Below are 25410 nucleotides of genomic sequence, written 5' to 3' on the forward strand. Positions count from 1 at the left end.
CCGCCGCGCGTCACAACCGGGGCGCGAACGGATGCGGGCGAGGCTCGGGGCGTGGGTGAACGGCCGACGCAGGCGGGACGGCGCAGGGCGGTGCGGACGGGCGCGGCGGGGAAGGATCGAAGGGGCGGGAAGGCTCCGCCGCGTATCGGCTTTGGAAGCCGCGCGGCGGCCCGGCGCGCTCGTCACCGAGGGCCGCGATCGACGCAATCGCCCCCCATCGGCAACGCGCCGCGCGCGCCGGACATGCGTTTCGTTACGTCAAGCCACCGACGAGAACGGCTTTTGCCACGCATCCGCGTAGACGACCTCGCCGATCGGATGGCGGGTGCGCGGCGCGCGTTCGCGCTCGCGCAGCACCGGCTCGAGCTTGTCGGCGTCGCCGTAGTGGCCAACCGAGATGATCGCGAGCGGCTCGACGTCGGCGGGAATCGCGAATGCGTCGCGGAACGCCTTCACGTCGAAGCCGCTCATCTGGTGCGCGGCAAGACCGAGCGCGTGCGCCTGCAGCACGAGCGACATCGCAGCCGCGCCGGCGTCGTAGAGCGCCGTCGGACTCGGCTCGCCCTTCGACGTGAGCGTGTGCGCGGTCACGGCGATCAGCACGGGCGCGGGCGCGTTCCAGCCCTGGTTGAACGGCACGAGCGTCGAGAACGCGCGCTTGAACGCGACCTCGTCCTTGCTGCGGTCGAACACGATGAAGCGCCACGGCTGCGCGTTGTATGCGGACGGCGCCCAGCGCGCCGCTTCGAGCACCGCATGCAGATGCTCGGCGCTGACGGGCTCGCTCGAATACGCGCGCGGACTCCAGCGGCCGGCGATCAGTTCATGAATCGAAACAGAAGTGGGAGCGGGTTTGACGGACATGCGTTTCCTCACCAATTTTTAAAAAAGGGCTCGGTCGCCCGGAACAGATACGCCAGCATAACCGCTTGTCGGCAAACTTGCCGGACCGGACGCGCAAATGCAAATCGGCGTTTGCGCAAAGGGAGGCCGGGCGCGGCTCGCCGGCCCGCGCTCCGGGCGCGGCGCGGCCGCGCCGATCACGCGACGCTCGCCGATACCCGCGCCGCCCCGCGATTGATCCGCAACACGATCAGCGCGCCGACGACGCACAGCCCACCCGAGATCATCGACGCGACCGTATACGTGCCGAGGCTCGCGCGCAGCATGCCGGCGCCGAGCGCCGCGAACGCCGCGCCGAGCTGGTGGCCCGCGACGATCCAGCCGAACACGACGGGCGCCGCGTCCTTGCCGTACACGTCGGTCGCGAGGCGCACGGTGGGCGGCACGGTCGCGATCCAGTCGAGCCCGTAGAACACCGCGAAGAGCGGCAGCCCGAAGAAATCGATGCCGAACGCGTGCGGCAGATAGATCAGCGACAGCCCGCGCAGCCCGTAATACCAGAACAGCAGCACGCGGCTGTCGTAGCGGTCGGACAGCCAGCCGGACATCGTCGTGCCGACCAGGTCGAACACGCCCATCGCCGCGAGCAGCGACGCGCCCTGCACTTCCGTCATCCCGTAGTCGCCGCACATCGCGATCAGGTGCGTGCCGACGTAGCCGTTCGTGCTCGCGCCGCAAATGAAGAAGCTGAAGAACAGCAGCCAGAAGTCCCGCGTCTTCGACGCGGTCGCGAGCGTGCCGAACGCGACCGCGATCGGGTTGCGCTTCGCGCCGTCGTCCGCGCGCGGCGCGTTCGCGGGCTCGCCGTACGGGCGCAGCCCCACGTCGGACGGCCGCTCCGGCAGCAGCAGCGCGACGAGCGGCACCGCGATCGCCACCGCCGCCGCCACCGTCAGCACGACGGGCCGCCATCCGTGGTGTTGCGCGATCGCCGCGAGCATCGGCAGGAACACGAGCTGGCCCGTCGCGGAGCTCGCGGTCAGCAGCCCCATCACGAGGCCGCGCCGCGCGACGAACCAGCGCGCGACGAACGTCGCCGACAGCGTGAGCGCCGCCACGCCCGTCGCGCCGCCCACCATCACGCCCCAGACGAGCACCATCTGCCACGTCGCCGTCATCATCGACGACAACGCGACGCCCGCGCCCATCACCACGAGCGCGGCGAGAATCGTCGGCCGCACGCCGAAGCGCTGCATCGCCGCGGCCGCGAACGGTCCGGTCAGCCCGTAGAGCGCGATGTTCACCGAGATCGCGAGCGAGATCGACGCGCGGCTCCAGCCGAACTCGTGCTCGAGCGGCACCATCAGCACGCTCGGCGTCGCGCGCGTGCCCGCCGCCGCGAGAAGAATCAGGAACACCACTGCCGCCGCGAGCCAGCCGTAATGGAAACGCCCGCCTATCCGCTTTGCCGCCCAGTTCATTCGTTTCACTCCTGACGCCGGCCGCGCCGAGCCCGTCGGCGCGCCGGTGGTTGAGGGGAAGATGCGCCGATCATTGTTACCGATCAGTCACAAGTGGTTGCGATCCTAGTGACTGCTCGGTAACATGTCAAGCATTCAATTTCGCAGTCGGGATCGAACATGGCCACCACCGTCGCCAAAACTGCCGCCAAGAGCGCCGCCCAACCGGCCGGCCGCCGCACGCGCGGCACCCAGGTCGCGGGCGCGCAGGCGCAGCAGCACCTGCTCCGCGCCGCCGAGGAGCTGTTCTATCAGGAAGGCATTCGCGCGGTAGGCGTCGATGCGGTCGTCGAGCGCGCGGGCGTCAACAAGATGAGCCTTTACCGACAGTTCGCGTCGAAGGACGAACTCGTGCTCGCATACCTCGATCGAATGGACGCATGCTTCTTCGAGCGCCTCGACACGAGCGTCGCCAAGCATCCGGGCGATCCGAAGGCGCAGCTCGTCCAGTATTTCGACGACCTCGCGCAGCGCGCGTCGCAGCCGGGCTACCGAGGCTGTCCGTTCGTCAACGTCGCGACCGAATTTCCGGATCTCGATCATCCGGCGCGGCGCGCGGTCGCCGACAACAAGGATCGGCTGATGGCGCGGCTCGTCGCGCTGTCGGAAGCGGCGCGCGCGCGCGAGCCGCGGGCGCTCGCCGGCGCGCTCGCGCTGCTGATCGAGGGCATTTACGCGGCGAGCCAGACGTACCGGCCGGGCGCGTCCCCGATAGGCGGCGCGCCGGGTGTCGCGCGGCAGTTGATCGACGCGGCGTGCGCGTGACGCGCCGCCCCGGCCCGCTAAAATCGCGGCTTGATCGCCACGCCGTTTCCGCCATGACCGAAGTCTCTCCGCCCGACGCCGACATCCTCGCCGCCACCCGCCACTGGCTGACGCGCGCGGTGATCGGGCTCAATCTGTGCCCGTTTGCGAAAAGCGTCCACGTGAAGCGGCAGATCCGCTACGCGATCAGCCGCGCGACGTCGCTCGAAGCGGCGCTGACGGATCTCGAAAGCGAGCTGCGCCGCCTCGACGCCGCCGATCCCGACGAAATCGACACGACGCTCCTGATCTTTCCGAACACGTTCGACGATTTCCTCGACTACAACGACGCGCTGTGGTTCGCCGATCGCCTTCTGCAACAGTTGCGCCTCGACGGCACGCTGCAGATCGCGAGCTTCCATCCGCACTATCGGTTCGACGGCACCGAGCCCGACGACATCGAGAACTACACGAACCGCGCGCCGTATCCGATCCTGCACTTGCTGCGCGAGGCGAGCATCGAGCGCGCCGCCGACGCGTTCCCGGACGCGGCCGACATCTACGAACGCAATCAGGCGACGATGCGCCGCCTCGGCCACGCGGGCTGGCGCGACTGGATGGCGCAGCCCTGCGAAGGCGAAAGCGAAGACAAGAACGAAGGCAAGGAAGAAACGCGGTAGCGCGAAGCGCGAAGGCACGCCGCCGAACGCTTTCGCTTCGCGCGCAGCGAATGGCGCGTCACGCGCCGGAGATCACGCGCGCGGCTGCCCGGAATCCGCCGCGGCCGGCTCGGCGTGCGCATCGCCCGCCGTCCGCGCATCGGGCGCGAAGAAGCGCTCGCGCAGCTCCGCGAGCCCGAACATGTCGAGGATCTCGCCGAGCCGCTCGTTCGGCTTGCGTCGCGGCAGGTTCTTGTATTGCGCGATGATGAGTTCGTTCTTCATCGAATGCTCCCAGCCGACGAGCTCGGTCACGCTCACCTGATAGCCGTGCGCCTCGAGCTGCAGGCAGCGCAGCACGTTCGTGATCTGGCTGCCGAACTCGCGCGTGTGCAACGGATGCCGCCACACTTCGGCCAGCGCGCTCGCGAGCGACTTCCCCTTGTTCCTGCGCAGCACGCCCGCGACTTCCGCCTGGCAGCACGGCACGAGCACGATGTGCCGCGCGCGCTTCGCGAGCGCGAAGCGGATCGCGTCGTCGGTCGCGGTGTCGCACGCATGCAGCGCAGTGACGACATCGACCGTTTCCGGCAATTTCGGCGACGCGATCGAATCGGCCACCGACAGATTCAGGAACGACATCCCGCCGAAGCCGAGCCGCGCGGCCAGCTCGGTCGAGCGCGCGACGAGCTCCTCGCGCGTTTCGATACCGTAGATGTGCGAGCCGGCGTGCGGACGCTCCTTGAAGAACAGGTCGTACAGGATGAAGCCGAGATACGACTTGCCCGCGCCGTGATCGACGAGCGTCACGCCGCCCTTTTCCCGCGCGACGTCCGCGAGCAGCGGCTCGATGAACTGGAACAGGTGATACACCTGCTTCAGCTTGCGGCGGCTGTCCTGGTTCATCTTGCCGTCGCGCGTCAGGATGTGCAGTTCCTTCAGCAGTTCGATCGACTGGTTCGGGCGGATTTCGTAGGTCTTGGTCGACATCGGGAAGCGGGCCGGCGCGGCCACCCGGACCGGGGGTCGGGCGGCGGTGGGCGGCGTCAAGGCGTGCATGGAAGCGTCACAGTTTACCGAAAACCATCCGGGCCGCCCCGGCGAGCGTGCGGCGCGCGGCCCGCTAGTTGCGGGCGGCGAGCCGCCAGAGCGACGTCGTCTCCGCCGCGCGCGCACGATGCAGCGGGTCCGCGGGGTCCGACGCCTTCGGATGCGCGGGCTTCACGTCGTCGCGACCGACGACGACGAGGCCCGCCGCCTCGATCCAGCCGAGCAATTCCTCGCGCGTGCGCAGGCCGAGATGCTCGGCGAAGTCCGACAGGATCAGCCAGCCTTCGCCGCCCGGCGCGAGATGCGCGACGAGCCCGGCGAGAAAGCCCTTCAGCATCCGGCTGTCCGGATCATAGACCGCATATTCGAGCGGCGAGCTGGGCCGCGCGGGCACCCACGGCGGATTGCAGACGACGAGCGGCGCGCGCCCGTCGGGAAACAGATCGGCTTCGACGACCTCGACCCGCGATGCGTAGCCGAGCCGCGCGACGTTCCGAGCCGCGCACGCGAGCGCGCGCTTGTCCTGATCGGTCGCGACGACGCGCTCGACGCCGCGCGACGCGAGCACCGCCGCCAGCACGCCGGTGCCGGCGCCGATATCGAACGCAAGCGATGTCGACGGCAGCGGCGCGCGCGCGACGAGCTCGACGTACTCGCCGCGCACGGGCGAGAACACGCCGTAGTGCGGATGAATCCGCTCGCCGCCGAGCGCGGCGATCGGCACCCCCTTCTTGCGCCATTCGTGCGCGCCGACGATGCCGAGCAGCTCGCGCAGCGACGCGATCGAGCGCTCGCCGCCCGCGCCGTACGCCTCCTCGCACGCGGCGCGCAGATCCGGCGCGCGGCGCAGCGCGATCGAATAATCGGCTTCGAGCGGAATCAGCAGCATGCCGAGCGTGCGGGCGCGCTGCGCCTGCGCCATCCGGTGGAGGTTGAACGCGTCGACGGGCGTCGCGGCGGGCTTGTTGACCTTCTTGGGCTTGCGCTCGACGCGGCGCGCGAGCGCCTGCAGCAGTTGGCGCGCGTTCTGGAAATCGCCTTGCCAGACGAGCGCCGTGCCTTCGCACGCGAGGCGATACGCGACGTCGGCCGTCGTGCGGTCGTTGGCCACGACCGCGCGGCGCGGTGGCGGCGAGCCGGCTTCCGAGCGCCAGCGGACTACGTGCTCGACGCCGTCGGCGTCGGTCCAATGAAATTCGGGAAAGGCAGTCACGAGGAATCGGGAATCGTTGAGTCGACGGGCGGCGCGACGCGCCGCGGACGACACAGTACCGCGCTTTGCGCCGGCCGGCAAAAAAGCGCCGGGCGCGCGCTGGCGACGTGCGGGTTTTTTGCGCGGCCAAGGTCGCCACATCGATCGCCGCTCGTCGAGCGCCGCGCCGCACATGCCGCCCGCAGCGTCCGCTTTCGTCAGACCTTCGCCGGCGCGGCGCCGGTGCGGCGCTTCGGCGTCAACGCATGCGCGAAGCGCACGAACGGCGCTTCGCAGAGCCGATGGCTCGCCCACGACAGCGCGATCGCCGGCAGGACCGGCAACGCCATGTAGAAGCTAAGCGGCAGGTCCGTGATCCCGTATCGTTCGCACGCCCACAGCAACAGATACAGCGGAATGCCGTGCAGCAGATAGATCGAGTAGCTGATCTCGCCGAGCCACGCGAAGAGCCTCAGCCGAATCTTCAATACAGTTGCTAGCGCAACGAAAATCGCGATGCCGAACACGTAGCCGAACGACGCCGACATGTGCACGAAGTCGCCGTGCCGCCAGTTCGCCGCCGCCATCAACAGCGAGATCGCGACGATGAAGAGCGCGAGCGCGACGGTCGCCGCGCGATACGTGAGCGGCCGGCGGCCGCGCATCCATTCGAACGTCTGCGACGGCGTCTCATACGCTTGCCTGAAGCACGCGCCCCAGAACATGATCGCGAGGTGATAGAGCATCCCCTTGTACTGGCCGAGCGCGCTCGCCGGAACGATCTTGAGCGCCGACGTGACGACGAAGAGCACGCACAGCCCCCCGCAAACGGCGCACAGGTCGCGCATGCGATGCAGCGCGCCGGCGCGAAACAGCAGCACGCACAGCACGTAGAAGTACAGCTCCGTTTCGAGCGTCCAGTAGTGCCCCATCACCGGATCGCGGCCAAACGCAGTCGGGATCATCGTCACGTTCGCGAGCAGGCCGGACGCGTCCATTCGCAGCCCGAACAATAGCCAGTACACGAGATAGCCGAGCGGCAGCGACAGCCAGAATGCCGGATAGAGCCGAAAGAAACGGCGCACGACGAAGCGGCGCGTGCCCTGCGAAGGCGCGCCGCGCAGGCTGGTCGGAATCAGCATCCCGCTGATGCAAAAGAAGATGACGACGCCGATGCGCCCGAAATTCACCGAGCGCTGCACCGCGTCCAGCACGTGCTGCGAGGCTGCGAGCCTGTCGAACAGCTCCGCGTAGTGCGTCCACATGACGAACAGCACGGCGACGGCGCGCATTGCATCGACGTGCGCGAAACGGCTCGGGCTGGTGGAATCGGACATGGCTGGATCGATCGTACGGCTGGCGCTGCGCGCGAAACGGCGACGCGCGCAGACTCGACGCATGCGTGCGCGCCGAGCGGCATCGCCGCCTCGTCACCACACCGTACCGCGCGGCGCGCGCGCTTTCCGTGCGGCACCGCACGCAGCGGCGCGCGACCAGCGGGATCGATCAGCCGGGCGACGTCGTGTGCGGCCCGGTAAACGCTCCGCTCGGCGCAGAAGGCGCGGACGCATGCCCGCATGACGAACCGCGTCGCGCGCGAGATACGCATCGCCATGCGCGCGCCTCGGCGCACGCTCCTCCGCTCGTCAGCGAATCACGACTGCCGAAAGGCGCGGTCGTCCGCGAATCTCGCGTCACGCTCGCTCAATCGCCACCGCCATACCCGCCCGACGACGCCGGCAGACTGAGCGTGCCCGAATCGGTGAAGCGCACGCTGCCGAACATTCCGCCCGCGAGCTTGCCGCGCAGCACGTAGGGCAGCTTGCCGGATGCCGTCACGTCCGCGAGCCCGAACGCCTGCCGCGCGGCCGAGAACGCGGACACCGTGACCGGTACGCTCAGCACCTGTTCGCCGAAGCGCGGCACCGAGCCCCGCGCGTCGCTCACGCCGCTCGCGAACGGCCGGCCGTTCAGTTCGAGATCGAGCGCGACGCCGTCGTAGTCGATCTGCGCGTCGTTCGGATTCTGCAGCCGCAGCTTCACGTCGAAGCGCATTTCGAGCCCCTGCCCGACGAGCGGCTCGATACCGACGACGCTCACGCGCACGGGATCATGCGCGGTCAGCGCCGCGCATCCGCCGAGCGCGAGCAGCACGGTGAGCGTGGCAAACAATAGTCCAGCGAACGAGCGGGAGCGGTACCAGACATGCATCGACGACGATCCTCGAAACAGGGCGCGGGAGCCGCCATTTTAACCAGCGCCCGCACGACGCCCGCGGAACCGCCCGCGTGCCGCCCGGCACGCAACTCCCACCTTTCGTAGTTCGCCGAGCGACTTCCCGCATGCCCCGTGCGCGCACTACGAACATTCAATTAGCACCATTCGCGGATTAAACATTCCGAAAATGAAATTGGAGGAAGAAATCGAAAAGCCGCCTCTCATCAAATTTTTTTTGATTCCTTTACGTTAATCCATCAAGTATATTGAGCCATCTTTCGAATTGCCTGACATTCCTTAAAGCAGCTTGACGAAGCTGACGTTCCGCCTGGAGAGGGGCGGATGGCCTTCGCCACGCCACATGGGAATGTACAGGCGACGAAGGCCGCCGGGCGCGCGTTCCGCCGCACCGGCCATCATTCACAAACCAGAATCAAAAGGGGGCACCCAATCATGATTAACTTCACGTAAGAATCCTGCAGTCTTTTCAAATATAACCGGGGTAATTCATTTCGCTGTCGATTGACGGCGGAGGCGAACTATTGCCCGTCGAATTCATGCAGGACCGGACGATTTCTTTTCAATTCGAGGTTCAGTATGTGGATAAACAATCGTAGATTGCGATATCTGTCCCTGCTCGGCGCGCTCGCGCTCGCCGCCTGCGGCGGCGACGACGGCGGCACCGGCTCGGCCGTGTCGCTCGGCGCCGCGCACAGCCCGTCGAACGGCGCGAACGGCAACGCAGCCGCGCCCGCCAACGCGGTCGACAAGAGCACGAAGCCCGTCGAAATGCCCGACACCGTCGTGCCCGTCAACTACAAGCTCTGGTTCCGCCCGAACGCGGACCTGAATCAATTCAGCGGCCGCGCGGATGTCGAGATCAAGGTGCTCAAGCCCGTCAACGCGATCGTCGTCGCGGGCCACCGGATCCAGTTCACGAACGGCAAGACCACGCTGCAGCCCGGCAACGTGCAGTTGGTCGCGACGCCGCAGGACAAGGGCGACTTCTATCAGTTGCGTCCCGCGAGCGGCCAGATCGCCCCGGGCAACTATTCGCTGCATATGGAGTGGCAAGGGATCATCAACTTCAAGTCATACGACGACCCCGTCAATCACACGGGCGGCAGTTGCGGCAACGATCCGTATCCGGGCTGCTCGGCGGCCGAAGGAATCTTCCGCGTCGACCTGAAGAGCACCGACGGCACGACGAGCGGCGCGATCCTCACGCAGGGCGAAACGAACCTGTCGCGTCAATGGTTCCCGGGCTGGGACGAGCCCGCGTTCCGGCCGACCTATGAAGTGACGGCCGAAGTGCCGCAGGCATGGCGCGTCGTGTCGAATGCGGCCGAATTGCCGTCGGCGAACGTCGGCGGCGGCTACAAGCTGGTGTCATTCGAGAAGACGCCGCCGATGCCGTCGTATCTGCTGTTCTTCGGCGGCGGCCTGTTCGACGTGCTCGAAGACGACTTCTCGAGCCCGCTGCCGGACGGCCGCGGCCTGCATCTGCGCATCTTCACGCCGCCCGGCATGCGCGAATGGGCACGCCCCGCGATGCAGCGCACCAAGCAGGCGCTCGATTACTACTATCGCTACACCGGCATTACGCTGCCGCTCAAGAAGTTCGACACGGTCGCCGCGAACGACGCGTTCAAGGACCAGAAGGGCCTGAACTTCGGCGGCATGGAGAACTGGGGCTCGATTCTCGAGTTCGCCGACGACATCCTGCCCGAACCGGGCAAGCCGATGTCGCGCTACGGCAACCAGGTGCTCACGCACGAAGTCGCGCACCAATGGTTCGGCGATCTCGTGACGACCGACTGGTGGGACGACGTTTGGCTGAACGAATCGTTCGCGCGCTTCTTCGAAACGAAGACGACGATCCAGTTCTTCCCGGACGAGTTCAACTGGCTCGATCACGTCAGGTCCAAGTATCGCGTGATCAACAAGGACATCAGCACGGACGCGTTCCCGATTCAGCCGAACTTCAACGGCTGGGCGTCGAACGACTTCGTCGTGAGCGCGAGTTCCTTCGTCTATAACAAGGGCGGCATGGTGCTGAAGATGCTCGAGGGCTATCTCGGCGAACAGACGCTGCGCAAGGGCCTCCAGCAGTATCTGAACGACTATGCGTTCGGAAACGGCACGCCGAAGCGGCTGTGGGATGCGCTCTCCGCCGCGAGCGGCCAGCAGGTCGGCCCGATCGGCGACAGCTTCGTGCGCCAGACGGGCGTGCCGCTGCTGACGCTCGACACGCAATGCGATCTGACGAAGAACCAGAATGTCGTGACGCTCAAGCAGTCGCCGTTCCCGAACAAGAACAAGTATCCGGGCGCGCAGTGGACGATCCCCGTCACGCTCGCGTTCGGCGACGGCCTCGTCAATCGCAAGACGCTCGCGCTGAAGGATACGCAGACACAGATCCGCCTCGACGGCTGCTCGGCCGTCGTCGCGAATCCGAGCGGGTTCGACTACTACGTGACGAACTACAGCGATGCCGCGTGGAGCGCGCTCCTCACGCAGATCAATGCGTCGACGGACCCAGTGCTGCTGCTGAACCTGAAGAGCGAGGCCGCGCTGCTCGTCGCGTCGAATCTCGCGCCGCCTTCCCGCGAGACGAGCATCTCGTCGATCAATTCGCCGGCCGCGATGAAGCTGCGTCAGGTGCCGTCGATCCTCGAGACGCCGAAGGAACGCCCGCAACTGCGTTACCAGGGCGAGTTCACGCCGCGGCAACAGCGGACGGAATAAGCGGTTCGCGAACGTCGCCGCTCGACTCCGCCGCCGCGGCGTGCATACGGCGGCGGAGAAGCGGCAAGGCTATGATTCGCGATGCGAAGCAAATCATGCGGGCCTCCGATCGGAGGCCCGTTTTTATCTTCGCTGTCCCGTCGAAATCGACGTTCGAACGACGCCTCGAAACGATGTCCGTACTCGGTCATTTCAAATAATCGGTAATCGGGCGTACACAATACCCTCATTCGGCGCGCCGAATCTTTAAAGCATTTGACAATTTCCTGGACGAAAAGCAAATCCAATCGGTCCACCGCCTGCTCGCCAACCACACTTCCGGCGTGGCGCAAACGGCTTCTCGATCTCGTCCGCAGCCCGCCCCACCTGATCTCGAATCATTCGATCTTTATAAGCATTTCATCGTGTTTTTCAGGCGCGCTTTAAACGCCGATTAAACGGACGAACTGCACCTCGTTGATGAGTACGCTACCGAACTTAACAGTTCAAACCGACCTTCGATAATTGCGTCACGACAACGCGAGCATCGAAACATGCCGCCGCGTCTTAGTGAATTCGCTGAACCCGCGCAATCGCATTCGCTCGATCGCGCGACGCGCCGCACGGCAGGCGCGCCGCAACCGGTCGACGCGCGTTGCCTGCGGCTCGGCGCCGTTCGTCGACGATCGAATCGCGATGCCCGACGACGAACGAACGTTGCTATTCATCCAAGAGCAAGTTCGGGGGGCCGATTGACGACGAAGGCAGAGGAACACAGCGTGGATCACGCATCCGGCGCATCGCGATCCGAATCGACGATGCGCCGAGCGCAAGGACGACTCGGTCATCGGGCGTCGCGGACGGATCGGCGCGCCGCGCATCGATCCGCTCACCGCGACGAGCGATGACCGAAGACCGGATTGATTTGCAGCGCTGCGTGAACGGCGTCGCAGATCTGCCCCGCCAGATGGGCCATCTGGCAATTACTTGGAGAAAGGCAATGCAAGAGCTCAACCAGCAAGAGATCGATCTCGTCGGCGGCGCAACGGTGGGCGGCGGCCTGATCGGCGGCCTCACGGGCCTGATCGGCGCTTACGGCGGCGCGCTGTACGACCTCGGCGCGAACCTGACGGGCGACCTCGTCGGCTTCGCGACGGGCGTGGTCCAGATCGGCGAAACGCTGGTCGGCGGCACGCTCGGCAACCTCGCGAGCATCATCACGGGCCCGAAGGCGTAACACCACCACATCGATGATCGATTGAGCGCCGGCAGATCCCTCTCTTCTTGTCTCGGCCGCTCGATGGATTTTCCAGCCACCTGCACATCATTCGGAGATTCACTATGCAAGAACTCAATCAACAAGAAATCGCCATGGTCGGCGGCGCTTCGCTCCTGACCAACCTGGTTGGCGCGATCGGCAACGAAGTGCTGCTGCTCGGCCAATCGGCCTACAATTTCGGCGCGAACCTGACCGACAGCGCAGGCGCGATCCTGACGCACACGGTCGACGGCATCGCCGGCGCGCTGACCAGCACGGTCGGCATCATCCAGGGCGTGCTGACGGGCAACTGATCGCGTCGCCACGCGACGACTATCGCAGCCGACGCGCCGAACGATCCTCCGGCGTCGACGGCTTAGTTAGTCATGCTGAGTGCGTGTCCGGCCCCGTCGCCGGGCACGCATGCCGAACGATTTCACCTTGCCTGCGCCGCCACACGCCATATCCGGCGCATGCGCGATCCGCAGCCCGCGGACACCGCGCCCGACATCCCCAAGCCGATCGCTTTCCGCTCGAATCGTCCGGCGCGCTGGGGGAAAGATTTCAAATATCGTCAAAACGTAGACCAACGCGCTTTCCTGTTCGACCAGGCTCCGATACCTTCTGATGCGACGCCAACGAATTCGAATCGTCCGCATCCGAGGCCAGGGCCGCCGCGCTTTTCAGCGAGTGGCCGCCGCGGACGATTCGTCGATGAAACGCCGAACGCCGCCTGCGCATCGCGGCTCCGTTCGCCGGGACATCGTCACGACATCCATGACGAGCCAGACATGCACGAATCGACTCGAGCACGAATCGAAGTCACAGCGCGCAGCGCGCGCCCCATCGACGCGGCGCGCGCACCCGCCGGCCGCGGCGCGCGAACCGCCTGAGCACGGCGCGCCCCCGCTTCGCGACGATCTACACGTTACTTTCGGCAGTCCTCCATGACGCCCAACACTCCACTCTTTCGCACGGCCGCCCAGGAAGCGCAGCGCACGCAGACGCTCGGCGAGATCGTGCTGATCCGCCCCGTGACGTTCGCTGTGCTTGCGAGCGCGGCCGCGAGCATGGCGCTTGGCGTGATCCTGCTCTTCACGTTCGGCACCTATACGCGGCGCACGACGGTCGACGGCGTGCTCACGCCGGACACGGGCCTCGTCAAGGTCTATGCGCAGCAGACGGGCGTCGTGCTGAAGAAGAACGTCGTCGAAGGGCAGCACGTGACGCGAGGACAGGTGCTCTATACCGTATCGACCGACCTGCAGAGCGCGGCCGCGGGACAGACGCAGGCCGCGCTCATCGAGCAGGCGCAGCAACGCAAGACATCGCTGCAACAGGAACTCGACAAGACCCGTCGCCTGCAACAGGACGAGCGCGACACGCTGCAATCGAAGATCGCGAGCCTGCGCGCGGAACTCGCAGGCATCGACGATCAGATCGCCGCGCAACGCACGCGCACGTCGATCGCGGCCGACGCCGCGTCGCGCTACGCCGGCCTGCTCGCTCAGGACTACATCTCGAAGGATCAGGCGCAACAGCGCCAGGCCGATCTGCTCGATCAGCGCTCGAAGCTGAACAGCCTGATGCGCGACCGCGCGAGCGCGTCGCAGGCGCTGAAGGAGGCACTCAACGATCTGTCGGGGCTGTCGCTCAAGCAGCAGAACCAGTTGTCGCAGATCGACCGCAGCGTGATCGACGTCGATCGCACGCTGATCGAAAGCGAAGCGAAGCGCGAGTTCGTCGTCACCGCACCGGAAACGGGCACCGCGACCGCGGTGATCGCCGAGCCGGGCCAGACGGCCGACACGTCGCATCCGCTCGCGAGCATCGTGCCGACGGGCGCGCACTGGCAGGCGTATCTGTTCGTGCCCAGTGCGGCGGTCGGCTTCGTGCACGTCGGCGATCGCGTGCTCGTGCGCTATCAGGCGTATCCGTATCAGAAGTTCGGCCAGTACGAAGCGAGCGTCGTGTCGATCGCGCGCACCGCGCTGTCGGCGGCCGAGCTCGCGACGAGCGGCGGGCCCGCCGCGCAGACGGCGAGCGGCACGTACTACCGGATCACGGTCGCGCTGAAGTCGCAAAGCGTGATGGCATATGGCCGGGCGCAGCCGCTGCAGGCCGGCATGGCGCTGCAGGCCGACGTCCTGCAGGAACGCCGCCGCCTGTACGAATGGGTGCTCGAACCTCTTTACAGCCTGACGGGCAAACTCTGACGCGCTCCAAGCCTATGTCACTCCTCGATCGTCTCTCGTTCGGCATCGGCAGCAAGCTGCCGATGATCCTGCAGACCGAAGCGGCCGAATGCGGCCTCGCCTGTCTCGCGATGGTTGCCGGCTTTCACGGCCATCACGTCGACCTCGCAACGATGCGCGCGCGCTTCCCCGTGTCGCTGAAGGGCGCGGGCCTCGGCCGCGTGATCGACATCGCGCAGCGTCTCGACCTCGGCACGCGCGCGCTGAAGCTCGATCTCGACCAGCTCGGCCAGTTGCGCGTGCCCTGCATGCTGCACTGGAACTTCAACCATTTCGTCGTGCTGAAGGAGATCAGCGGCAAGCACGTGATCATTCACGATCCGGCGCAGGGCGTGCGCAAGCTGTCGTTCGACGAAGCGTCGCGCTCGTTCACGGGCGTCGCGCTCGAGCTGTGGCCGACGGGCAGCTTCAAGCCGCGCGAGGCTGCGCCCGCCGTGAAGCTGCGCCAGTTGCTCGGCCCCGTGTCCGGGCTGTCGCGCTCGCTCGGCCAGATCCTCGTGCTCGCGATCGCGCTCGAAGTGTTCACGCTCGTCTCGCCGTTCTTCCTGCAATGGGTGATCGACGAAGTGATCGTCAGCGCCGATCGCGACCTGCTGACCGTGCTCGCGCTCGGCTTCGGCCTGTTGCTGCTGATGCAACAGGCGACGAGCGCGATCCGGGCGTGGGCGCTGATGTATCTCGGCACGACGCTCAACGTGCAGTGGCGCGCGAACGTGTTCACGCACCTGCTGAATCTGCCGGTTCAATATTTCGAGCGCCGCCATCTCGGCGACGTCGTGTCGCGCTTCGGCTCGATCGACACGATCCAGCAGACGATGACGACATCGTTCCTGTCCGCGGTGATCGACGGCCTGATGACGATCGTCACGCTCGCGATGATGTTCGTCTACAGCCGCACGCTCGCGTTCGTCGCGCTCGGCACGATGGCGCTGTACGCGCTGCTGCGCTGGCTCTGGTACCGGCCGCTGCGCCGCGCGACGGAAGACCAGATCATTCACACCGCGAAGCAGCAGAGCCACTTCCTCGAAACGGTGCGCGGCGTGAAGACGATCAAGCTGTTCAATCGCCAGACCGAGCGCCGTTCGAGCTGGCTCACGCTGCTCGTCGAGCAGATCAACGCGGGCCTTCACGCGCAGAAGCTGCAACTGCTGTATCAGCAATTGAACGGCCTGCTGTTCGGCCTCGAAGGGCTCGTCATCATCTGGCTTGGCGCGCGGCTCGTGATGGACGGCGAATTCACGGTCGGCGTGCTGATGGCGTTCAACGCGTACAAGGGGCAGTTCGACAGCCGCGTCGGCAGCCTGATCGACAAGTTTTTCGAAGTGAAGGTGCTGCAGCTTCAGGGCGAGCGGCTCTCCGACATCGTGTTCGCAAAGGGCGAATCCGACGCGGGCGTGCGCCACGTGCCGGGCGAAGCGGAGAATCTTTCCGCGAGCATCGAAGCCGACAACCTCATGTTCCGCTACGCCGAAGGCGAGCCGGCCGTGCTCGACGGCGTATCGCTGAAGATCGAGCCTGGCGAGTCGGTCGCGCTGATCGGCGCGTCGGGCTGCGGCAAGACGACGCTCGTCAACGTGCTGCTCGGCATCCTCGAGCCGACGGGCGGCAAGATCAGGATCGGCGGCGTCGACGTCGAGCGCCTCGGGCTCGAACGGCTGCGCTCGCTCGTCGGCACCGTGCTGCAGGACGACGTGCTGTTCGCGGGCTCGATCGCCGACAACATCAGCTTCTTCGATCCGGACGCCGATCCGAAGTGGGTCGCCGAATGCGCGCAGCTCGCGGCCGTGCACGCGGACATCGTCGCGATGCCGATGGGCTACAACACGCTCGTCGGCGACATGGGCACGGTGCTGTCGGGCGGGCAGAAGCAGCGCGTGCTGCTCGCGCGTGCGCTCTACAAGCGGCCGAAGATCCTCGTGCTCGACGAAGCGACGAGCCACCTCGATCTGCAGCGCGAGCGGCAGGTGAACGCCGCGGTCGGCGCGCTGAAGATGACGCGCGTGATCGTCGCGCACCGGCCGGAGACGATCGCGTCCGCGTCTCGGGTGATCATGCTCGACGCGGGCAAGGTCGCGCTCGACAAGCCGACGGCCGCGCTCGCCGCAGCGCCGAGGCCGGCCGCGACGCCCGCTCCGGCCGCCGCTCCCACGCCGGCTGCGACGCAACCGATCACGGGGCGATGATCGCGATGAAGCCAGCACGCACTCTCGTCATGGTCGGCGCGCTCGCGCTCTTCGCGTCGCATGCGGCGCACGCGCAATGGCTCGATATTTACGGAACCCGAAAGAATGTGTCCGCTTCGCCCGCCGCACCTCTGCTGAAGAACGCGACATGCCAGCCCGAAGCGGCGAGCCGTCCGATCGAGCTCGAAGACGCGATCCTGCAGGCGATCTGCGCGAACCCGCAGGCGCGGCGCGCGTGGGCGGACGCACGCGCGCAGGCGGCGCAGGTCGGCGTGAAAGAAGCCGCCTATCTGCCGACGCTGAATGCCACAGGCGGCATCCAGCGCAATTGGCAAACGACTACCTACGAAGTCAGTAACGGCATCGAATCGGCATCGGTGGATCAATCGCAGATTCAGACGAGCCGCTATGGCGCGCTGAACCTGAGCTGGGTGCTGTTCGATTTCGGCAAGCGCAGCGCGGCGCTCAGGCAGGCGCGCGAACTCCTCGCCGCCGCCAACGCGACGCAGGACGACACGTTGCAGACGATCCTCTTCAACGCCGCGCAAGCGTATTACAACTTGCGCGACGCGCAGGCGGCCGTCGACGCGGCACGCACGACCGAACGCGTCGCGCAGGACAGCCTCACCGCGGCGAAGGCGAAGCACGACGCCGGCGCCGGCACACTGAGCGATCGGCTACAGGCGCAGACGAGCTACCGCCGCGCGGTGCTCGACCGCGTGAGCGCCGAGGGCGACGTGCGAAACGCGACGGGCGCGCTCGCGGCCGCAATGGGGCTCGACGCGAACACGCCGCTGCAGATCGCGACCGCCGAGCCGCCCGTCGACCGCAACGAATTCGCGGAAGGCATCGCGCAATTGATCGACGAAGCGAAGCGGCAGCATCCGAAGCTCGTCGCCGCGCGCGCGAAGCTCGACGCGGCGCGCGCGAACATCGACGCGGTGCGCGCGCAGGGCCGCCCGACCATCTCGTTGACCGGCAGCCTCAGCCGCAACAGTCCCTCCTATCAGCAGCAGCCCGACCTCCAGACCACGGCAAGCCACGGCAGCATGATCGGCGTGCAGGTGACGATTCCGCTCTTCGAGGGCTTCGCGTCGGGCTACCGCGTCGCGGCCGCGCAGGCGCAGGCCGACGCGCAGGAAGCCGATGTGCGGAACACCGAGTTGAACGTATCGCTCGACGTATGGAAGAGCTACCAGAGCCTGCAGACCGACACCGCAAATCTCGACAACTCGAAGGACCTGCTCGGCGACGCGCAGCGCTCGCTCGACATCGCCCGTGGCCGCTACAAGGCGGGCGTCGGCACGTTCACGGAGCTGCTCAATGCGCAGACGGCGCTCGCCGACGCGCAGAAGCAACGCGTGCAGGCGATATCGAAATGGCGGACTGCGCGGCTCAAGCTCGCGGCGAGCCTCGGCAGCATCGGCCTGTGGTCCGCGCATTGAAAGAACGTGAATGCGGCGGCGGCGTCGCGTTCACGCCCGGAATGACGAAGCGACTGCCGGATGCCGAGACGCGCGCCGCGATTCGACATCGGCGCGGAAAAACGCAAGATTGAAAGGCCGGCGAGAGATGCTGACCGAAAGCGCGACGCGTTCGCGTCACGCGCATCACGTCACGGCTGGCGGTTCTGCGTCGCGGAAGTCGGACACGCCGGATCTTTGCCCCAGTGGTTTTCACACACGCGCCAGCGGCACAGTTGATCCTCGAAGAAACCACGCTCGCTGCACTCCTTCACGCGCGCAGCAAGCGATGCATCGGCCGATGCGGTTGCGGTTGCCGCCGCCGCCGCGGCCTTCTTCGGCGTCGCGTTTGCGCTCGACTTCGCCGCATCGGCGGACTTCGCCGCGTCGGCCGGCTTCGTGCGCGCGACGAGCGCGGCGAGCAGATCGGCGTCGGGATCGTCCTTCCCGTTCTTCTTCGCAGCGGCCTCGCGGCGCGGCTTTCTCGCTTGCGCGGCTTCCGCGGTCTGGGTCTTTTCGTGGCGCTTGCGCGCCGCGGCCTCCGCCTTCGCGTGCGCCGCGTCCTGCTTGTCCTGTTTCGCGGCGGCGCTCTTCGCCTCGCTCTTCTCCCCGCGTTTCGCCGGCTTCGCTGCTGCAACCGCAGCCGCGGCCGCCGTCGCGCCCGCGATGGCCCCGGTCGTCGACACGTCGGACGCGCCGTTCGCGAGCGCGCGCGACAGGCGGCTCTCGCCGCCCGCCGAAGCGGCAGCGGCCGGCTTCGCATCGCTCGCGACACTGTCGTCATTGACGATCGTCGCAGGCTGCGGCGCCGATGCCTGCGCAACCTGCGCCGCGCTCGCCGGCACGGCGTGGCTCGCGCCCGCCGCCGCGACGGCGGGCGCCGACGCCGACGCGACTTCGGCCGATTCAGCGGAAGGCTGCTGCAATCGCCATGCGCCCCACCCGGCTACCGCGACGACGGCGAGCGCGACAAGCGCGATCGGCCCTTTGCGCGAACGCGGCGCGTTTTCGGTCTGGGGGGAGACGCGGCCTTCAAGATTCGCGAGAATACGCGAGTTGTTCGCGCCGCTCTCTTTGCCGGCATCGGAAGAAAGCAGGCTAGGCGGGGCTTTCGAATTCGAATCGTCCGGCGCGCTCATTCAGTGTCTCGTTGAATCCTGGTTTAATTCGCCGCAATAATATTGTCCCGGCCTACGCGGAAGCAGGCCTGATTCTAAGATCAAGCATTGCAAATTACAATCGATTCCATATTCCGGGGTTTTCTTTGATCGCCGTCGTTCTAGTCGCCTATTTCGCCGTCGCCGTCCTCGCTGCGGCGCTGCTGTTATTGCCGGCAGTGCGCGCGACGGTATTCGATTCGGTCGCCCAATTTCATGGCCGAATCAGCCGGCGCGCATCCGATCGCGCGGCCCGTGCGCGCGAACGTCTTGCGCAATCGGCAAAAATGTCGCGCTCGACTTTAAGCGACATGCAAAATTTACTAGTGCGGCGGCGCTTGCTGATTGCGACCACGACAGGTATTCTTGCGACGCCTCCATTGATTGCTATCGCGTTGCGCGGTCGGCAACTATTCCAATACGACGATACATTGCGCGTCCCGGACGAGAAAATCGCCGCGCTTTTAAAAGGCGAGCAGCTCGTTCCGCCGCTGCCGCTGCCGCCCGAAGTCTTCGCCACCCGCGAGGTCGAGCAGGTCAGGCCCGCGCTGAAGGACGCAAGCCGCGATTGGAACTTGCTCGACACCGATTTCAGAACGCGCCTGCTGCTCGTCTACAAGATCATGCGCGAGCAGCACGGCTATGAAATGGCGCTGCTCGAAGGCTACCGCAGCCCCGAGCGGCAAAACCGATTGGCGCAAATGGGCGGCAACGTCACCAATGCGGCGGCGTTTCAGAGTTATCACCAATACGGACTGGCGGCTGACAACGCGTTCCTGCGCGACGGCAAGCTCGTCATCTCGGAAAAAGATCCGTGGGCCATGCGAGGCTATCAGTTGTACGGACAAGTCGCCGAAGAGGTCGGCTTGACCTGGGGTGGCCGATGGAAAATGATGGACCTCGGACACGTCGAATACCATAAGCCCGGCTTCAAGCTCGGGCGCTCGTCCGCTCGATGAAGGACGAGCAGTGAATAATGAGGGCGGCATGGGGCTACCAGACATCGCGACGGGATCACAATCCGGCATTCATTCGATCGACGCGCGACGCTCGATGGGCGCACCGCGCGCGAGCATGCCGTCGCACGTCCCGCTACGGCGGCCCTTCTTCTCTCCAGACGCAGTCGCGACAACGTGACGTCACCCGACGCCGTCACGCTTGTCGATGCGCGCCCATCGCGCGGCGCACACGTTTCGCGCCGTCACCCCATCGCTGAATCGAATCTGAATCGCACCGGAACCTGAACGTCCTATGCAACGCTTCCTCAACGTGTTGACTCACCCTCGCACGCTCACGATCGTCGGCTTCGCCGCGCTCGCGGCGGTTCTGTTCATCGCGGCCGATGCGCTACAGATCGGCCTCGTATGGGCGGCCGTCGCGCTCGCCGCCGCGCTCGCGCTCTGGCTCGCGACGAAGCTCTGGCGCCGCTGGCGCGTGCGCCGCGCGAACCGCCAGCTCGGCGACATCCTCGAGCAGCAGGCCGAAACCGGCAAGGTATCCGCCGCCGTGGCCGAGCCCGCGAAGCGGGCGGACCTCGACGTGCTGCGCACCCGCCTCGCCGACACGGTGAAGACGATCAAGACTTCGAAGATCGGCCAGGTGTCGGGCGGCTCCGCGTTGTACGAACTGCCGTGGTACATCGTGATCGGCAACCCGGCCGCGGGCAAGAGCAGCGCCGTCATCAACTCGGGGCTGCAGTTTCCGTTCGCAGACAAGAACAGCGCGGTGATCCACGGCATCGGCGGCACGCGCAACTGCGACTGGTTCTTCACGACGGAAGGCATCCTGCTCGACACCGCGGGCCGCTATTCGGTGCACGAGGAAGATCGCAGCGAATGGCTCGGCTTCCTCGATCTGCTCAAGCGCCATCGCCCGAAGGCGCCGATCAACGGGATCATCGTGACGGCGAGCATCGCCGAGCTGACGGGCAACCGCCCCGAATTCGCGATCAATCTCGCGAAGAACCTGCGCCAGCGCGTGCAGGAGCTCACCGAGAAGCTCGAAGTGTTCGCGCCCGTCTACGTGATGTTCACGAAAGCCGATCTGATCACGGGCTTCACCGAATTCTTCAGCAGCAACGATCGCCAGGAATACGACCGCGTGTGGGGCGCGACGCTGCCGTACGAGCCGGACGAGAAGCGCGACGTCGTCGCGCTGTTCGATCAGCGCTTCGAAGAACTGTACGACGGGCTGAAGGAAATCAGCGTCGCGCAACTGTCGATCAGCCGCGGCAACAAGCTTTCGCCCGGCCAACTGAGCTTCCCGCTCGAATTCTCGACGATCAAGCCCGCGCTGCGCTCGTTCCTCGCGACGCTGTTCGAGGACAACCCGTTCCAGTACAAGCCGATCTTCCGAGGTTTCTACTTCACGAGCGCGCTGCAGGAAGGCGAAACGAACAGCGCGGCCGCGCAGCGGATCGCGAATCGCTTCGGCCTCGATTCGCAAAGCCTGCCGAAACCGCACAGCGCGTTCTCGAAGAACGGCTTCTTCCTGCGCGACCTGTTCTCGAAGGTGATCTTCGCGGACCGCCAGACGGTGCGCCAGTTCGCGAGCCCGACGAAGACGCGCATGCGCTACGCGACGTTCTTCGGCTTCGTCGCGGCGCTCGCGCTCGCGCTCGGCGGCTGGACCTGGTCGACGATCGGCAACCAGCAGCTCGTCTCGAACGTGCAGGCCGACCTCGACAACGTGACCCGTCTGCAGCAGAACCGCAACGACCTGCAGTCGCGCCTGCAGGCGATGGACATCCTCGAGGACCGGATCGAGCAGCTCGAGCAGTTCCGCCGCGACAAGCCGCTGTCCGTGTCGCTCGGCCTGTATCAGGGCAATCGGCTCGAGCAGCATCTGTTGACCGAATACTACAACGGCGTGCGGCAAATCCTGCTCGCCCCCGTGTCGGATAATCTCGCGTCGTTCCTGAAGGACGTGAACGCGCATCCGGACCAGCTCGCGCCGATGACGCGCGCGCCCGAATCGGGCGCGACGCCGGCGGGCCCGATGCCGGTGTCGACGAATCCCGCGGCGCCGGGCGCGGCCCCCTCCTCCTCCGCCGCGCAGGGCCAGCAGCAGGGCGGCCTCTATAACGACGCGTCGCCGACCAACGTCGAGGACGCGTACAACGCGCTGAAGACCTACCTGATGCTGTCCGACAAGCGGCACGTCGAACAGGCGCACCTGACCGACCAGGTCGCGCGCTTCTGGCGCGGCTGGCTCGAGACGAATCGCGGCAACATGCCGCGCGACGAGATGATCAAGAGCGCGGAGCGGATGATCACGTTCTACCTGTCGCGCGTGTCCGACAACGACTGGCCGATGATCGAGGCGAATCTCGCGCTCGTCGACCAGACCCGCGAGAACCTGCGCCACGTCGTGCGCGGAATGCCGGCCCGCCAGCGCGTGTATGAAGAGATCAAGGCGCGCGCGTCGACCCGCTTCGCGCCGATGACGATCGCGCGCATCGTCGGCGAAGGCAACACGGGCCTCGTCGCGGGCAGCTACGCGATCCCCGGCACGTTCACGCGCGAGGCGTGGTTCCAGTACGTGCAGCCGGCGATCCGCGACGCCGCGACGAAGGAGCTGCAGGCGAAGGACTGGGTGCTGAACACCGCATCGGCCGACGACCTGACGCTCGAGGGCAGCCCCGAGCAGATCCAGAAGACGCTCGTCGCGATGTACAAGACCGAATACGCGCAGCACTGGCAGAAGTTCATGCAGGGCATCGCGGTGCAGGGCTTCGGCAACTTCACGCAGGCGGTCGACGCGATGAACAAGCTCGGCGACCCGCAGGATTCGCCGATCCGCAAGGTGCTCGAGACCGCGTACGACCAGACGTCGTGGGACAACCCGTCGCTCGCGAACGCGACGATCAAGAAGGCGCAGACGGGCGTCGTGAACTGGGTCAAGCGGTGGTTCACGCGCCAGCCGGGCGGCCAGATCGCGGCGAACGTCGACATCAACGGCAATCCCGCCGACGTGCCGATGGGCCCGATCGGCCAGGAGTTCGTCGGGCTCGGCCGGATCGTCGCGACGCGCGACGGCACGTCGATGCTCAAGGGCTACATGGACACGCTGTCGAAGGCCCGCACGCGCTTCAACGTGATCAAGAACCAGGGCGACCCCGGCCCCGGCGCGCGTCAGTTGATGCAGCAGACGCTCGACGGCAACGGCTCGGAGCTCGCCGATTCGCTGAAGTTCGTCGACGAGCAGATGCTGACGGGCCTGACCGATTCGCAACGCAAGGCGCTGCGTCCGCTCCTCGTGCGGCCGCTGATGCAGGCGTTCGCGGTCGTGATCCAGCCGGCGAGCGTCGAGGTGAACAAGGTGTGGAACGCGCAGGTGTACCAGCCGTTCCAGAACTCGCTCGCGAACAAGTATCCGTTTGCGGCGGGCGCGAAGGTGGAAGCGGGCGCGGGCGAGATCGCGCAGGTGTTCGGCCCCGACGGCTCGATCGCGAAGTTCGTCGGCACGACGCTCGGGCCGCTCGCGGTGCGCCGCGGCGACACGCTGTCCGCGCGCACCTGGGGCGACATGGGCCTCGTGCTCACGCCGGACTTCACGAGCGGCTTCGCGCGCTGGGTCGCGCCGCTCGCGGGCGGCGCGGCGACGAGCGCAGGCGCGTCGTCCGAGCCGCAGACCGTGTTCCAGGTGTTGCCGCAGCCGAGCAGCGGCACGACCGAGTACACGATCGCGATCGACGGCCAGCAACTGCGCTACCGCAACACGCCGCCGCAATGGATGAACTTCGTGTGGCCGAACCCGCAGGGCTCGCCCGGCGCGACGCTGTCCGCGACGACATTCGACGGCCGCACGGTGCAGCTCGTCAACGAGCCGGGCCGCTACGGCCTCGAGAAACTGATCAACTCGGCGCAGCGCAAGCGCCGTCCGGACGGCACGTTCGATCTGACGTGGACGCAAGGCAACGTCAGCGTGTCGGTGACGATGCGCATCATCAGCACGTCGCAACCGACGGGCGGCGGCGGCGATCAGCCGCAGCAGCAGAGCCTGCGCGGCCTGCGCCTGCCGTCGTCGGTCGCCGACGCGAGCGCGGGCGGCGCGGCCAATGCAACGGCGCAGCCCGGCTCGGGCGCCGCGGCCGCGGCCCCGCAGGCCGCCGTCGCGACGGCTTCCGCATCGAACGCACAGGGGGCGCAATGACGCAAACGGTCCAGGCCCAGATCGCCTACTTCGGCAAGATCCCGTCGCGCGGCGACTTCGTGAAGAGCGCGCACAACCCGCAGTTGCTGCAGACGCTCGACCACTGGATCGCGCGCGCGATGGAGCTCCTCGCCGACGACCCGCGCTGGAAGATCGTCTACGAAAGCGCGAAGCCGATGCACTTCGCGTTTCTCGGCTCGAAGAGCCGGCTCGCGATCGCGGGCCACATGATCGCGAGCCACGACGCATCGAACCGGCGCTTCCCGTTCCTCGCCGCGACGGCGCTCGAAGTCGAGCGGCCGCTCACGTTCCTTGCGCGCAGCCCGCTCGCGTTCGCGCGGCTCTGGTCGCGCGCCGCCGCGCAGATGCAGTCGCTCCTCGGCCCGCAGGAGCCGCCCGGCGCGCTGCAGGCGCTCGGCGACACGCAGGTGCCGATCGACACGGGCGGCCCGGGCAGCGCGCACGACGGCACGTTCAACGATTTCATCGAGCACCAGACCCTCTTCGGCCTCGAGCAGATGCTGCTCGCGAGCGGCCATCCGGTGAAGCTGCGCGGCGCGATGCTCGCGCTCGGCTCGCTGCTGCGCCCGGTGATGCAAAGCGGCACGTCGCACATCGAGCGCGGGCTCACGCTGCCGCTGCCGACCGATCCGTTCTACCGGAGCCTCGTCGCCGCGTTCTGGCTCGAGCTCGTCGCGCCGTTCGTGTCGCGCGCCGACTTCGAGCTCGCGATCTTCATCGGCACGATCGCCGAGCGCGAGCGGCTCATCATCGGCTTCAACGGCGCGTCCGCGAAGACCCTGCACAGCGTGGTCGATCCCCAGACTTACGCCGAACACAACATCGACATCGACGATCCGGAATGGATCGACGCACATGCGCAAAACGACCATGGGATCAGCAAGCTCGTCAGTTATCTCGATCAACCGCAACTGTCGCTGCGCGTGTGCATCGACACGTTCCGCGAAGCATTCGCCGGAGCGTGATG

At 66.7% G+C, this 25410-nt stretch carries 19 protein-coding genes; 12 read left to right on the top strand and 7 right to left on the bottom strand.

What is annotated here, in order from left to right; genetic code table 11:
* Positions 1-258 precede the first annotated feature (258 nt).
* Together WT16_RS15185 and WT16_RS15190 are read right to left on the bottom strand one after the other, a co-directional pair.
* Positions 259-864 carry a nitroreductase family protein gene (locus WT16_RS15185; protein ID WP_015601509.1) on the bottom strand — a complete coding sequence of 202 codons (606 nt, stop codon included), beginning with the start codon at positions 862-864 and terminating at the stop codon, positions 259-261.
* Between the two features lie 176 nt (positions 865-1040).
* Positions 1041-2324: an MFS transporter gene (locus tag WT16_RS15190; RefSeq protein ID WP_063533617.1), complete on the bottom strand. Its 1284-nt coding sequence runs from the start codon at positions 2322-2324 to the stop codon at positions 1041-1043.
* A gap of 159 nt (positions 2325-2483) precedes the next feature.
* Here WT16_RS15190 and WT16_RS15195 point away from each other — a divergent pair, with 159 nt between their 5' ends.
* Together WT16_RS15195 and WT16_RS15200 are read left to right on the top strand one after the other, a co-directional pair.
* A complete protein-coding gene (locus WT16_RS15195; protein ID WP_063533618.1) occupies positions 2484-3128 on the top strand; it encodes a TetR/AcrR family transcriptional regulator in 645 nt (214 codons plus the stop codon).
* Positions 3129-3181: 53 nt separating this feature from the next.
* Positions 3182-3787 carry a DUF1415 domain-containing protein gene (locus WT16_RS15200; protein WP_063533619.1) on the top strand — a complete coding sequence of 202 codons (606 nt, stop codon included), beginning with the start codon at positions 3182-3184 and terminating at the stop codon, positions 3785-3787.
* A 72-nt stretch (positions 3788-3859) separates the two neighbouring features.
* Here the strand turns inward: WT16_RS15200 and WT16_RS15205 are convergent, their stop codons facing one another.
* The 4 genes from WT16_RS15205 to WT16_RS15220 all read right to left on the bottom strand — a co-directional run bounded on the left by WT16_RS15205 (position 3860) and on the right by WT16_RS15220 (position 8219).
* Entirely contained in the window at positions 3860-4756 is an 897-nt protein-coding gene (locus WT16_RS15205) for an SAM-dependent methyltransferase (protein ID WP_015602379.1), read from the bottom strand.
* 133 nt (positions 4757-4889) lie between these two features.
* The gene (locus WT16_RS15210; RefSeq protein ID WP_063533620.1) at positions 4890-6029 is read right to left on the bottom strand and encodes a class I SAM-dependent methyltransferase; all 1140 of its coding nucleotides are present in this window, start codon (positions 6027-6029) and stop codon (positions 4890-4892) included.
* A 197-nt stretch (positions 6030-6226) separates the two neighbouring features.
* A complete protein-coding gene (locus tag WT16_RS15215; protein ID WP_063533621.1) occupies positions 6227-7345 on the bottom strand; it encodes an acyltransferase in 1119 nt (372 codons plus the stop codon).
* Between the two features lie 367 nt (positions 7346-7712).
* The gene (locus WT16_RS15220; RefSeq protein ID WP_041861572.1) at positions 7713-8219 is read right to left on the bottom strand and encodes an LEA type 2 family protein; all 507 of its coding nucleotides are present in this window, start codon (positions 8217-8219) and stop codon (positions 7713-7715) included.
* Positions 8220-8822: 603 nt separating this feature from the next.
* Between WT16_RS15220 and WT16_RS15225 the strand changes: the two genes are divergently transcribed.
* The 7 genes from WT16_RS15225 (at position 8823) to WT16_RS15255 (ending at position 18093) form a co-directional block, all read left to right on the top strand.
* Complete coding sequence (locus tag WT16_RS15225) at positions 8823-10973, top strand: M1 family metallopeptidase (RefSeq protein WP_063533622.1); 2151 nt, start codon at positions 8823-8825, stop codon at positions 10971-10973.
* Positions 10974-11477: 504 nt separating this feature from the next.
* Positions 11478-11708, top strand: coding sequence for a hypothetical protein (locus tag WT16_RS33710; RefSeq protein WP_043283300.1), 231 nt, complete (start codon positions 11478-11480; stop codon positions 11706-11708).
* A 244-nt stretch (positions 11709-11952) separates the two neighbouring features.
* Positions 11953-12189: a hypothetical protein gene (locus WT16_RS15235; RefSeq protein ID WP_009913733.1), complete on the top strand. Its 237-nt coding sequence runs from the start codon at positions 11953-11955 to the stop codon at positions 12187-12189.
* Positions 12190-12293: 104 nt separating this feature from the next.
* Positions 12294-12524, top strand: coding sequence for a hypothetical protein (locus tag WT16_RS15240; protein WP_006029401.1), 231 nt, complete (start codon positions 12294-12296; stop codon positions 12522-12524).
* 633 nt (positions 12525-13157) lie between these two features.
* The gene (locus WT16_RS15245) at positions 13158-14426 is read left to right on the top strand and encodes an HlyD family efflux transporter periplasmic adaptor subunit (RefSeq protein WP_006029400.1); all 1269 of its coding nucleotides are present in this window, start codon (positions 13158-13160) and stop codon (positions 14424-14426) included.
* A gap of 14 nt (positions 14427-14440) precedes the next feature.
* The gene (locus WT16_RS15250) at positions 14441-16648 is read left to right on the top strand and encodes a peptidase domain-containing ABC transporter (RefSeq protein WP_063533623.1); all 2208 of its coding nucleotides are present in this window, start codon (positions 14441-14443) and stop codon (positions 16646-16648) included.
* Positions 16645-18093: a TolC family protein gene (locus WT16_RS15255; RefSeq protein ID WP_063533624.1), complete on the top strand. Its 1449-nt coding sequence runs from the start codon at positions 16645-16647 to the stop codon at positions 18091-18093. The genes WT16_RS15250 and WT16_RS15255 overlap by 4 nt, the downstream gene beginning before the upstream one ends.
* A 170-nt stretch (positions 18094-18263) precedes the next feature.
* On the opposite strand, the gene WT16_RS15260 is transcribed toward WT16_RS15255, so the two are convergent.
* Positions 18264-19250, bottom strand: coding sequence for a hypothetical protein (locus WT16_RS15260; RefSeq protein ID WP_063533625.1), 987 nt, complete (start codon positions 19248-19250; stop codon positions 18264-18266).
* A gap of 125 nt (positions 19251-19375) precedes the next feature.
* Between WT16_RS15260 and WT16_RS15265 the strand changes: the two genes are divergently transcribed.
* The 3 genes from WT16_RS15265 (at position 19376) to tagF (ending at position 25408) form a co-directional block, all read left to right on the top strand.
* Positions 19376-20227: a M15 family metallopeptidase gene (locus tag WT16_RS15265; protein WP_063533626.1), complete on the top strand. Its 852-nt coding sequence runs from the start codon at positions 19376-19378 to the stop codon at positions 20225-20227.
* A gap of 292 nt (positions 20228-20519) precedes the next feature.
* On the top strand, positions 20520-24422 hold the full coding sequence (tssM, locus tag WT16_RS15270; RefSeq protein WP_063533627.1) for a type VI secretion system membrane subunit TssM: 3903 nt from the start codon (positions 20520-20522) through the stop codon (positions 24420-24422).
* On the top strand, positions 24419-25408 hold the full coding sequence (tagF, locus tag WT16_RS15275) for a type VI secretion system-associated protein TagF (protein WP_006029394.1): 990 nt from the start codon (positions 24419-24421) through the stop codon (positions 25406-25408). The genes tssM and tagF overlap by 4 nt, the downstream gene beginning before the upstream one ends.
* The last annotated feature ends 2 nt before the right edge of the window (positions 25409-25410 follow it).

The organism is Burkholderia sp. MSMB1589WGS (assembly GCF_001636105.1).
GTDB classification, from domain to species: Bacteria; Pseudomonadota; Gammaproteobacteria; order Burkholderiales; family Burkholderiaceae; genus Burkholderia; species Burkholderia humptydooensis.